Origin of the sequence: Gillisia sp. Hel_I_86, from assembly GCF_007827275.1 — a bacterium.
In the GTDB taxonomy this organism is placed as follows: domain Bacteria; phylum Bacteroidota; class Bacteroidia; order Flavobacteriales; family Flavobacteriaceae; genus Gillisia.
The window spans coordinates 3,650,668-3,663,407 of record NZ_VISE01000001.1 but is presented as its reverse complement, the minus strand read 5'-3'; the positions used below and the strand labels follow the sequence as shown (position 1 = coordinate 3,663,407).

Here is a 12,740-nt window from a genome sequence, read left to right as displayed (position 1 = left end):
TAAAAAGACTTATAAGACTAATTTTAAGCCACAAGTTCCAGAATTTCTGAAACTATTTTTTTTACTGAAAAAGGTTTGATCAAATATTTATCTGCTCCAAGTTTTAAACCCTTTTCAATATCTGAAGCTTTATTTTTTGCGGTTAAGAAAACTACTTTTGTAGCTTCCAAGCCCGCCGTGATTTTTATGTGTTTTAGTGTTTGATATCCATCTACATTGGGCATCATAATATCAAGTAACACAATATCTGGAACGTTGTTTTTTAAAATCTCCATTGCCTCGCCGCCATCCCTTGCTATATATACCTCAAAACCTTTCTTTTTAAAGGCATATTCCAAGGACATTACTATATTAGGCTCATCATCAACAATTAAAATCTTATACTTCATATATCAGTGTGAAAGTTAGTTAATTGGCAAGGTAAAAACAAATTTTGCTCCTGTTTTTATCTTCTTATCCACCCAAATTTTACCGTGGTGTTTTTCTATAATTTGTTTTGTGATCGCAAGCCCTAGGCCACTACCTTCTGGCTTGATGGTATTTTGATGTTGCGATTGATAAAATTTATCAAAAACATGCTCAATATCTTCGATTGGAATACCCTTGCCATTATCCCTTACGGATATTTCCAACACGTCATTTCCTAACTTGTAATCTATCTCAATGCTTCCAGATACAGGTTTGCAAAACTTTATAGCATTCGAAATTAAGTTGGTAAAAACCTGAAGGATCCTATCTTCATCATAATCCAACTTGAAACGCTGCTCATTTTTAATGTCTATGGTAATACCCTTTTTAGCAGCTATATGCTGCATGTTTGCCACAGCTTTTTTGATCGTCTCCTGAATATCAAGGTAGTTCATATCCAAACTTGAACGTCCCGATTCCAGCTTTTCAAAATCCAGGATATTATTGATGAGACGCCCTAACCTATCTGAATCTTGAAGGATGTTGGCAAGAAACTGTTTTTTAATTTCTATAGGCATATCATCTTCATCATCCATCAAAAGTTCTGTAGCTGCCCTGATCCCTGTAATAGGCGTTTTTAGTTCGTGGGCCACAGTATCCAAAAACTCATCTTTTTGTTTATCCTTATCCACAAGTTCCTTATTTGCATCTTTTAATTTGGAAGACAGTTGAGATAACTCTTTTGACTTCTCAAGAAGCATTTTATTGCTTACAATGTTCTCTTTGGACTCTTCCAATATTCTAAGTACTTCAATAAGACTTATCTGTTCTTCTTTTACTACACCAGCTATTAAAATTTTTGCGGAAGCGCTCCCTATACTTCCGGTAAGCAACTTTTCAGAAAAATTAATCAATCTCGCATCGGCTAATTGTGTATCCAATGGTAATTTATATTTGGTAAAAAAGAGTTTTAAAGCCCTGGATGCATTTTTCTCTCCCAGAAACCTTACAAGTACATTTTTAATATCAGCTACATAAGCTTCTCCCTTCCAAACCAATGCATTGTCCTGTAATGCAGAAAAGTTCTTGCTATCTACAAACATTTCGGCATAATTACGTTCTCTATAGTTACCTTTTGATATAATTGAAAACACTAAATAGCCAAATAAATTAAATAACAGACTCCAAAAAAAAGCATGGGCTGGTGGACTTAAAAAATCGATACCAAAGAGCGCATAGGGTTTAAGTGCCGAAATGCCATTCAATCCATATTGGGTAAAATTGTCTGTTCCTGTATAAGCTGCCAAAGTGAAAGGCAGTACCAGAGTGTAAACCGTAATACAAAAACCAATGATGATACCAATTATTGCCCCTTTTGACGAGCCACGATTCCAGAACAGCCCAATAAAAAAAGAAGGCGCTAGTTGCGCAATAATCACAAAGGAAATTAGACCTATGGAATACAAAGACAATTCTTTTGAAAAAGAAATGTAGAAGAAATAAGCTATTATGATAATAGTAAAAATAGAGATACGACGAATGTTCTTAATATACTTCGCATTACGTTCTGTTTGATTTTTAATAAATTTATCTAAAAACCCATAGGGAATAATAAGGTTGTTACTTACCATAATGGACAATGCCAATGTGGACACCACAACCATGGAAATTACCGCAGAAAATCCACCAAGAAAAACTAAAGTTGCAAGAAAGGAATTGCCATTTTCCAGCGGTAGCAACAGGGTGTAATATTCTGCATTTCCAGTATCTCCAAAAGTTAATTTTCCGGCCCAGGCAATAAAAATAACAAACACATTGAACAACAATAAATATAGCGGAAACAACCAAATCGCCTTTTTTAAATATTTTTCTCGATTGTTTTCTAATACTGCAACTTGAAATTGTCTTGGCAATAAAAAAATTGCCATAAAGGACAATCCAATCATAAAAAACCAATTAAACCCATCTTCCAATCCTGAAAGACTGGTAAGTTCTTTAAAGTTGTCTACTGTGGCTATTTGATTATAAATGTCTGTTGTACCATCAAATAAATAAAAGGTTACATAAAACCCGATGACCAAAAAGAACACTAATTTTAATACAGATTCAAAAGCTACTGCAGCTATTATTCCTGTGTGTTTTTCAGAAGCATCTGCTTTTTGCGTACCAAAGAACGTTGCAAATATGGCTAAAAGTAGCGCCACATAAAATGTAGAGTCATCTAGGACATTTGTTGAAGTATAGCTCGTGCTGTCTGCCATGATTTCAAAGGTTTCGGAGATGGCTTTCAGTTGCAGAGAGATATACGGCAATGTGCCCAAGAGGCAAACTACAGTAACAAGTGCGCCTAAAAATCTATTGTTTCCGTAGCGCAGCGAAATAAAATCTGCTATGGATGAAATTTTGTTCTGTCTGGAGATTCTTATAACTTTTCTAAGTACTATAATCCATAGTGGCACAGCAATTACAGGGCCCAAATAAATAGGCAAAAAATCAATACCAGTATTTGCCGCGATGCCAACGCTGCCGTAATACGTCCAAGCAGAACAATAAACGGCCAAGGACAAGGTGTACACATAAGGATTGTTTACCCATTTGCTTTTCTTCTTTTTTTCAGCAAGAAAGGCAATATAGAATAACACCGCCAAATACACGACAATAATAATTATGAGTGCGTAATTATTCATAATGTCGTTTTAACACAATGCCTGAAATAATAATAGAAAGCAACCAAATAGAGAATATGGAAAAGTAAAAAACAGGAATGCCAAATACCGCTCCTTCAAAATTAAAAATTAAGACAAAAGGTACGTTGAACAATAAAAACAAAGCAATGGAAAGGACGATTAGTTTTTGCTCGTGGCGTTTCTTCATTAGTACTTTGTTAATTGGTTTATTATATATTCGTAAACAGTCATACTTTAAAATTTGGACGTCATCCTGTCCCGACCGTTCGGGAGTTTCAGGGTCTAAATTGAGTGTATAGTACTATTCATATTAGATGCTGAAACCAGTTGAGCATGACGATTTATTCATAATTTTAATTTTATGAGTAAAAACGGGCATGCATATTGGTTTATTATTGAACTCATTAATTGCATTTTTTGTTGGTTTTTATTTTATCTAATTCCTCCAACTTTTTTTGCGTGAGGGATTGCAGTGTAAATCCCGCAGCCTGACTATAAGGAGGTGCGAGGAATTGAAACGTAAAGCCCGACCCTTGCGGTCATGCCCAAATACCAATTAAAATATAATAGTAGTACACTATTACGCTTACTAAGATAAAAATTTATGTGGTTTAGAATGAAGGAATCAGCACTGCAAAAATTGCAATGCTGATTTCTGTCTAACTAATCAAACTTAAAATAAACTCTTATTTCTAATGCCCGGTAGCTTCTCCCGCGCCTGAAGGTATCCTGATATTTTCTACAATATCCTGAACGTTCTCTGGTGGTGCAGGTGTCATTCTTGAAACGACTACAGATATTACAAAGTTTACAAACATCGCAATAGTTCCAAATCCTTCTGGAGAAATCCCGAACCACCAGCTAGATGTTAATCCATCAACTGCTTCCTTTCCTCCATCAAAAATTCCAAATTTAAACTTTAACATATAGAACAACATCAACCCCAATCCTATAATCATACCAGCAATAGCACCTTCTTTATTCATTCGTTTATCGAATATCCCCAATACAATGGCAGGAAAAAAGGAAGCGGCCGCAAGCCCAAAGGCCAAGGCGACGACTGCGGCAACAAATCCTGGTGGATTGATCCCAAAGTATCCTGCAATCACAACTGCTACAGCAGCAGCAAGACGGGCAGCGATAAGCTCGCCTTTTTCAGTAATTTCCGGCATTATCATCCTTTTGAATAAATCGTGGGAAATAGAAGAAGCAATTACCAATAAGAGTCCAGCAGCCGTGGATAATGCCGCGGCCAGTCCACCAGCACCTACCAGTGCAATTACCCAATTAGGTAGTTTTGCTATTTCTGGATTGGCCAGCACCATAATATCACGATCTATTGTAAGCTCATTGACCTCCTTATCTGCAACATATTGAACTACACCATCATTGTTTTTATCCTCAAATCCCAAGAGCCCTGTCTTCTCCCAGTTTGCAAACCACCCTGGAAGCTCTTCGTAATTTTCATTGCTTACTGTTTCTATTAAGTTGACCCTTGCAAATACTGCTACGGCAGGAATTGTTGTATACATAATGGCAATAAAAAGTAAAGCCCAACCAGCAGACTTGCGCGCATCCCTTACCCTAGGTACTGTGAAAAAACGGACAATTACATGAGGTAATCCGGCTGTTCCAGCCATTAAAGCCAGTGTTATAGCAAATACATCTATCATGGATTTGCTTCCCGTGGTGTATTCACTAAAACCAAGTTCTGCGTGTAGACCGTCCAACTTATCCAACAAATATACTCCATCTTCTCCTGTGGCTCCAAACCCCAATTGTGGAATAACATTTCCCGTCATTTCAAACGATATGAAGATCGCAGGTACCATAAATGCAAAAATAAGGACACAGTATTGTGCTACTTGGGTATAGGTAATTCCTTTCATTCCTCCAAGTACGGCATAGAAAAGCACGATTGCCATACCAATATAAACACCGGTATCGATATCTACTTCCAGATATCTGGAGAATACGATGCCCACACCCCTCATTTGACCCGCTACGTACGTAAATGATACGATCAATGCCGCAATTACAGCAACGATACGTGCAACATTGGAATAATACCTATCTCCAATAAAATCTGGTACTGTAAATTTTCCAAATTTCCTTAAATAGGGCGCAAGTAATAGTGCCAAGAGTACATATCCTCCAGTCCATCCCATTAAGTACACAGAGCCATCATACCCTCCAAAAGATACAATCCCGGCCAGTGAGATAAATGATGCAGCAGACATCCAATCGGCAGCGGTGGCCATACCATTAATAATAGGCGGTACTCCACCTCCTGCAACATAAAATTCCTTTGATGACCCCGCTCTAGCCCAAATTGCAATTCCTATGTATAATGCAAAGGTGATTCCTACGAGTATCCAGGTCCAGGTTAATAGTCCCATAATATATTTGTTTGATTTTTAGTTAGTTTATTCGTCAACACCGTATTTTTTATCAAGCTTGTTCATCAATCTTATGTAGACGAATATGAGGATGACAAATACATATATTGAACCTTGTTGGGCAAACCAGAACCCTAGTTTGAACCCACCCATTTTAATTGTATTTAGTTGATCTACTAATAGGATTCCAAATACAAAGGAAACCAGAAACCAAATGGACAAAAGAATAGCCAAGTATCTTAGGTTTTCCTTCCAATACGCCGTTGCGTTTTTTTGTTTTTCAGACATAATATTTTTGTTTTACAGATAGATCATCGCTTGAAGCGAAATAATGTTTGAGTCAATAGCCCCAAAATTTTCATTTTTATATTCCAAAGTTAATTTTGAATTATGGCCACTCATAAATGCGTTTATACCAATACCCAAAGTATTTCTGTTATCGCTTACCGCGTCATAACTATGCGCACCATAACTCACGTAGGGCTGGAACCGTGTTTTAGCCGTGTCGCCCTTAAAAACATATCCCACGTGACCGTAAAACATACTTCCAGTGCCATAAGCGCTGAACAAGTAATTTTTTCCATAATCACTGGATTGAAAAACTACATAAGCTGTTAAAGCACTTCCATCTTCACCAAGTGGGGCATCATAAAAAGCATCAACAGCAAAAATAGAGACATCTTCTCCTTCTAGAGCAGGTGCGGTAGCTGATCCATTATCTATTACCGAACCTTTGGGATGCAAAAAGAAACCTGCCCCTACATTAAAGACTTTCTTTCCACCAAGATATGTTCCTACTTTATAGGGCAAGAAATTGGATTCCTGGTCAAGAAAGTGATAATCGAAATACCCAGCATAGATTTTGCCAGCAGCTTTAGAGCCCAATGAAGCACGACCATTATAGACAGCAGCTCCACCTGCCACAGCAGTTCGACCATCCAATGAGGATGCAGATGCATCGTTGATCGCTACCCTATACTGAAGTTTATCAAAATTTCCTTTTGCAAACACCCCTAAGTGACGTGCAAATTGATCTGTTAAGCCCAAAGTAGCCCAAGATTGACGATGGTTGTCCATGGTCATCGTATTTAAAGTACTTTGATTGTTCGATCTTGAAATCCCATTAAAATAATGCAATCCACCACCTACAGTGTGATTTGCTCCCAGATTATATTGTGCCCATACATCGTGAAAAAAGAGTTGGGAGCCATCTCCTTTGCCCGTAGGGCTTAGTGTTGCACTTGTTAAACTGTTAAGACCAAAGTGAGTCAATATTAAAAAGTCTTCATTAATTTGCGCAAACATTAAAACACGAGCGCGTCGAAGGGTGAAATTGAAAGGACTATTTTCATTTCCGTTGGCATCAAAAGTGTCATCTAAATTATAGTTTCCTTGTACTTGTGCCCAAGAAATAACCCGAAGATATTTTAAGCCGTCCTCATTAAGGTTGAATTTTAGCCCCCCTGTGTAATCAGGAGATCCTTGGGCATTCATACATTGAAAGGTCACAAGGAACAGCCCGATCAATAACAGCGTGTGTTTTCTCAATGTTTTAAAAGTTTAGTTGGTTAACAATTGGTTCTGTGTGCCCTGCTAAACTCTGAAAAACAATCTGTTAATTAAAAATTAATATATTTAATCGTTAATTAGGTATACTTAATCTTTGAAACGCTCCCATTTTATAAGCATAAATTTATCCCCCAACTCGGTAACCACGGCACCTGCTCCTTTAATGTTTTCAGAATTGGCAAAGTATTTTCCAAGCTCTACAGCATTCAATATTTTATAGGTTGGATGATAGTTCGTATTAGTAGGGCGTTTGATATTATATTTCTTTACCCAGTTCATAACACTTACGTGAGAGACACCTAAAATACGTTCGATTTCCCGATAGGTCAAGCCCTCCAAATATAACTGAAGTGATTTGTTTACATAATAGTCGTCGATCTTCTTTCCGATCTTGTTAACAGAGAAGAAATAATTACATTGCTTGCACTTATATCGTTGCCTATTGTTTACGATTCCACTTTTAATGTTCCTATCAGAACCACAATTCGGACATAGCTCAATTTTCATATATACTAATTTAGTATAAATATATTAATTTAGCATAATTAATTATAAATAGACGCTTAGATTTTATTAAATTAATAGTCCATTAATATCAGAAATACAGTGAGCAACACAATCTCCCAACGGATTTATGATTTTCTTAAAGAGTTTCCCCCGTTTAATGTGCTTGAAAAAAATCAATTACAACAAATCACTTCGCACATTAGGGTTATTTATCTGGAAATCGGTCAGTCCTTATTTTCTCAAGGCGATATGCCGCACAAGCACTTTTATGTGGTGGGAGAAGGTGCTATTGAACTATATAAAAGAATGGAGGAAGATTCCATATTAATTGATATTTGTGATGAAGGCGATGTTTTTGGACTGCGCCCGTTGATCCAAAACGACAATTATTTAATGAGTGCCTTAGCTAAAGAAGAGTCTATAATTTATGCCATTCCAATTGAAATATTTAAAGAAATTGTCAAGACAAACGATAAGGCAAATAAGTTTTTGATAGCAAGTTTTTCAACCAACATAAAAAACCCATACTCAAAAAATGTAGCGGCAGACTTATTCGCCAACGACACTGTTCTTAAAAAGAGCGCTTTGTATTTTGACAGTCAATTAGCTACCTATAGTACAAATCCAGTTACTTGTAAAGAAAATACCTCGATAAAAGAAGCTGCTCAGCTTATGACCAAATATCGTGTTGGGTCCATTGTTATTGAAGAAAATAAAAAACCAAAAGGGATTATTACAGATAAAGATCTACGTTCCAAAATTGCCACTGGGATCGTTTCGATCAATAAAAACACAAAAGAAATAATGTCAACCCCGGTTATTACGGTGGCAGATAATATTACCGTGGCCGAGGCTCAAATAAGGATGCTGCAACATACTATTTCTCATTTATGCGTCACAAAAACAGGAACAAGGAATTCTGAAATAAAAGGAATCTTATCTGAACACGATATTGTTGTGCTAAGGGGCAACAACCCTTCCGCTATCATTAAAAAAATCAATAGAGCGCAAGATACGGCTATGTTAAAACTCACTCGACAAAACGCCAACATCTTATTGCCCCAATACCTAAAACAAGAAACCTCAATTAGGTTTATATCAAATATAATTTCTGAAATAAACAAAGCTGTCACACTCAAAGCCATAGAACTATCCTTAAAAGAAATGGATGATGTTCCCCCGGCTAAATTTGCTTGGCTCGCATTGGGAAGCCAAGGCCGAAATGAGCAATTGTTGATGACAGATCAAGACAATGCTTTGATTTTTCAGGACGTGGATCAAGAATCATATGCAGCAACAAAAACATACTTTTTAGGATTATCAAAAAAAGTAACAGAAAAATTGAACACTATTGGGTTTGAGTATTGCCCATCTAAAATGATGGCGAGTAATCCCAAATGGTGCCTATCACTGAATGAATGGAAAAATCAGTTTATCAAGTGGATACAAACACCTTCAGAAACCAGCATTATGATGTGCACTATCTTCTTCGACTATAATTTTTTATTTGGAGATAAGGAGCTTTCAACAGAACTTTCTCAAAGCATTTTCAAATCCATCGATTCCTATGAAATATTCTTGAACTACTTGGGAAGAAATGCGTTACTAAATCCTCCTCCTATTGGTTTTTTTAGACAGTTGATTGTAGAGTCAGACGGGGAAAACAAAGATCAGTTCGACTTAAAAGCAAGAACTTTAATGCCACTAATTGATGCTGCGAGGTTATTAATTCTTTCACATAAAATTATAGACAAGAACAATACCATTGAACGCTATCAAACATTGGCAGATTTGGAACCCCAAAATAAAGAGCTTTATGAATCCTGTATCGAATCATTCAAAATTTTGAAACGCTACCAATTAGAACAAGGCTTGACCAATGAAAACTCTGGAAGGTACCTAAAGCTTAAAACCTTGGGCAAGGCAGAGAAATTAAGATTAAAAGGATGCTTTAAGGCTATTAAAAATGTTCAGGAATTAATAAATACACGATACAGATTATCGCAGATAATGTAATGATTTCAAACTCTAAAAATAACAAGGATATACCTATATGGACTTGTTTCAAGAATCTATTTAAGAAGAGAGCGCCCTGGTTCTTTGAAGAGGCAAGGTTTATAGCCTTCGATACAGAAACAACAGGATTAGACCCTAAAAACGATAAAATTTTATCTATTGGTGCCGTAAGTATTATCAACAATAGGATAGAGATTGCCAATAGTTTTGAATGTTTCATTAAACAAGAAAAATTCAATATGGAAACCGTAAAAATTCACGGGATATTAAAAGAGGGCAAAACTCAAAAAATGAACGAGATCGATGCTCTCACAGCCTTTTTGAAATATGTGGAAAATGCAGTTTTAATTGCACATCATATTGCATTTGATGAAACTATCATCAATACCGCTCTAAAAAACCACAATCTTCCAAAACTCAGTAATAAGACCATCGATACTGGTATCTTGTATAAAAAACTGCAGAATAGTCAAGGTGGTCACTTTTCGCTTGACGCATTATGCGATGAGTACAATATAACTAAACATGACAGGCACACAGCACAAGGGGATTCTTATATTACCGCATTGGTATTTTTAAAAATAGTTTCGCGTTTAAAACGCAAAGGCAATTTTAATTATTCCACATTATTTTATACAAGGAAACTTAAAGATGGCTTACTGTAATAAGTAAATAAGGGACACCAGATCAATTAAAAATCGATCACCTTATCCGATGCATCATCCACGTCATCCTGCATAAAATTAGGTTGATACATTATGGGTGGTGTAACTGAAAAATGACGATATAGTTTCTGCAACATTTGAACAGGAATTTCACCTCCAGAATATTACCAAAACTTTGACGTACGATATGCATATTAACATTTTTAGTGGTTCCAAGATCGGGATCTATATTGTCCAGATGACCATTGTACGTGAATGTAAGCGTTTTGATGTGGGTTAAAAGGGTTCTGGCATTTATAAGAACAGTGCTTGGAAACAAACCAAATGGAAGAATGTTGTTTCCCATTGCTATAGGAATCACAAAAAATGGAAAGACATCGTACAAATATGTAGGTCTATATGTGGATAAAATACAATGGACATTTTACTTGATAAGAAATTATATCATACGACAACAAACGACAAATTGATTTTAAGGTAGTTTAGTGTATTTTGATATACGACTATGAATTTTAATGCCCCGAAAGTTAAACTTCCCTATCCCTAACAGCCCTATATTTCAAAATAACCGGAGACTTATATTTAAACACCTCAAATTCTTCTAATCAAGAACCTCGGGGCAAGCCCACGAGGCATGCATTGGAAAATATTTTTAAAAATTCGAGGCAAGCCTTGGGGAATTCTATTGTTTAAACCCTCATTGAGGGTTTAAACATTTTTGGAAGCATGCACCCAATACATTTTCATTTTGCCCCTGTTTTTTACTTGTAATTTCCCTCTACATTCGCAATCATAATCCTCTTTAATCAAGTTATAGGTAGTATGCCCGATGTTAATTTGCCCGGGGGCGGAGTGGGATTCCATACGAGAGGCGATATTCACGGAGTCTCCCCAAATATCGTAAGAGAATTTTTTGGTGCCTACAACCCCTGCCACCACCGGCCCGGTGTTAATCCCAATGCGAATATCAAAACGCGTAAAATTATTATGGTTTTCGATTCTAGAAGCCTTCACAAATTCTAAAATATCAAAAGCAGCTTTCACCATTCTAAGGGCATGATCACTCTTAGGATCTTCTAAACCTCCAGCCGACATATAGGCATCGCCGATGGTTTTTATTTTTTCCAAGCCATAGGTTTCCATGATCTCATCGAATTTCGAAAAATAAAAGTTGACACTTTCTACCAATATTTCTGGGTCCAAACTCTCTGCATAACGAGTAAAGCCCACAAAATCTGTAAACATTACTGTGACAGCAGCGAATTTTTTCGCCTTCACTTTCCCGCTTTTTTTAAGTTCTCGTGCTGTTTCCTCGGGCAGAATATTTAGCAGTAAGTCTTCAGATCGTTTTTTCTCTTTTGAAATATTTCTGTAATACCAAAACAACGTAAGTAACAAAAGCCCCGTAAACCCAAGTATAATGAGTTGGTTTCTCTTTTGCTGATTCAATAAATTAACTTCTGTTTGCTTTTGGGAGACTTCAAAATTGGTGCGCATATCTGCCATGCTGGCAACGTTTTCTAGATTTATGAAACTATCTCTATAAATAATGTGGTTTTTGTAATGGGCATAAGATTGCGGCAAATCCCCCAGCTGTTCATGCAACTCAGCTAACTTAAGATTCGATTCGCTAATCTGCTTTTTAAGACCATATTTTTCAGCCAATTCTAAGCTTCGCTCTGCATAATTAAGAGAGGCAGCCGGATTGCCTTGTTTTAAATAAATATCGGCCATATAGGTGAGATACTCGGAGATAGCATAATAATCCTCCAGTTCCTCTAAAATTGCAATGGCCTCATTAATATTAGATTTTGCAAGCGCATCTTTTCCTTGCTCGGCATAAACCATTCCCATATTTCCTAGATTATAACCCGTGCCAATCAAATAATCTTGCTCTTTAAATAGGGCTCCGGACTCTTCGAAATATTGCAATGCTAACTCATAGTTTTTTGTATTAAAGGCTTCATCTCCGGCATTTAATAATGCTGATGCCAAAGCAATAATATTATCGGTTTCGCGTAAGATCGTGATCGCCTTCTCATAATAAATAGAGGCGTTGTTAGAATTCCCCATTTCAGAATAGGTATCTGCAACAGTCATTTTTGCTATACCTTCACCTTCTTTATATTCTGCTTTTATAGCGGCATCAATACTCATAAAAAAGTTCTCTAAAGCAAGGTCTAAGTTTCCGGCCAACCTATGAGCATTTCCTTTTTGTAAATACCCTCTATATAAATACAGAAAATTATTCTCAGCTTTCGAGAGCATTATTAGTTCTTCTGCATACTTAATATATGCGTCTAAATCATTGACTTGGTTAAAAGAAAGGTTCCGAAGTAGTTCTAACCTAGCGATCCCAGAAGTTTGGCCTTTTTTATAAATAATTTCTAGACTATCTGCTACCTTCTGATCTTGGCTCCAAATAAACTGAAAGCCTATAAAAAAGAAGCCTATCAGAAAACAATAGGCTTTAAATTTAAAATACATAA

Annotated in this window: 11 protein-coding genes; 2 read left to right on the top strand and 9 right to left on the bottom strand. The window is 36.5% G+C overall.

Translation table 11 applies throughout. The annotated features are described in order from the left end of the window. Positions 1 to 23: 23 nt before the first annotated feature. The 7 genes from JM83_RS16465 to JM83_RS16435 all read right to left on the bottom strand — a co-directional run bounded on the left by JM83_RS16465 (position 24) and on the right by JM83_RS16435 (position 7,570). Positions 24 to 389 (bottom strand): response regulator transcription factor, encoded by a 366-nt coding sequence (locus tag JM83_RS16465; protein ID WP_144963198.1) that lies wholly within the window; start codon positions 387 to 389, stop codon positions 24 to 26. A 15-nt stretch (positions 390 to 404) separates the two neighbouring features. Next, the gene (locus tag JM83_RS16460) at positions 405 to 3,095 is read right to left on the bottom strand and encodes a sensor histidine kinase (protein WP_144963197.1); all 2,691 of its coding nucleotides are present in this window, start codon (positions 3,093 to 3,095) and stop codon (positions 405 to 407) included. After that, entirely contained in the window at positions 3,088 to 3,282 is a 195-nt protein-coding gene (locus tag JM83_RS16455) for a hypothetical protein (RefSeq protein ID WP_144963196.1), read from the bottom strand. Before JM83_RS16455 ends, JM83_RS16460 begins: the two co-directional genes overlap by 8 nt. Before the next feature lie 505 nt (positions 3,283 to 3,787). Next, complete coding sequence (locus tag JM83_RS16450; protein WP_144963195.1) at positions 3,788 to 5,494, bottom strand: sodium:solute symporter family protein; 1,707 nt, start codon at positions 5,492 to 5,494, stop codon at positions 3,788 to 3,790. Positions 5,495 to 5,521: 27 nt separating this feature from the next. Next, complete coding sequence (locus JM83_RS16445; RefSeq protein ID WP_144963194.1) at positions 5,522 to 5,782, bottom strand: DUF4212 domain-containing protein; 261 nt, start codon at positions 5,780 to 5,782, stop codon at positions 5,522 to 5,524. A 12-nt stretch (positions 5,783 to 5,794) separates the two neighbouring features. Then, positions 5,795 to 7,042: a hypothetical protein gene (locus JM83_RS16440; RefSeq protein ID WP_261376839.1), complete on the bottom strand. Its 1,248-nt coding sequence runs from the start codon at positions 7,040 to 7,042 to the stop codon at positions 5,795 to 5,797. A gap of 108 nt (positions 7,043 to 7,150) precedes the next feature. Then, positions 7,151 to 7,570, bottom strand: a complete 420-nt coding sequence (locus JM83_RS16435; protein WP_144963193.1) for a helix-turn-helix domain-containing protein — start codon at positions 7,568 to 7,570, stop codon at positions 7,151 to 7,153. A 99-nt stretch (positions 7,571 to 7,669) separates the two neighbouring features. Between JM83_RS16435 and JM83_RS16430 the strand changes: the two genes are divergently transcribed. Further along, positions 7,670 to 9,586 (top strand): DUF294 nucleotidyltransferase-like domain-containing protein, encoded by a 1,917-nt coding sequence (locus tag JM83_RS16430; protein ID WP_144963192.1) that lies wholly within the window; start codon positions 7,670 to 7,672, stop codon positions 9,584 to 9,586. Continuing rightward, entirely contained in the window at positions 9,586 to 10,251 is a 666-nt protein-coding gene (locus JM83_RS16425; RefSeq protein ID WP_144963191.1) for a PolC-type DNA polymerase III, read from the top strand. Before JM83_RS16430 ends, JM83_RS16425 begins: the two co-directional genes overlap by 1 nt. A gap of 91 nt (positions 10,252 to 10,342) precedes the next feature. Here the strand turns inward: JM83_RS16425 and JM83_RS16420 are convergent, their stop codons facing one another. After that, positions 10,343 to 10,597: a hypothetical protein gene (locus JM83_RS16420; protein ID WP_144963190.1), complete on the bottom strand. Its 255-nt coding sequence runs from the start codon at positions 10,595 to 10,597 to the stop codon at positions 10,343 to 10,345. 362 nt (positions 10,598 to 10,959) lie between these two features. After that, positions 10,960 to 12,738 carry an adenylate/guanylate cyclase domain-containing protein gene (locus JM83_RS16415; protein ID WP_144963189.1) on the bottom strand — a complete coding sequence of 593 codons (1,779 nt, stop codon included), beginning with the start codon at positions 12,736 to 12,738 and terminating at the stop codon, positions 10,960 to 10,962. Between the last annotated feature and the right edge of the window lie 2 nt (positions 12,739 to 12,740).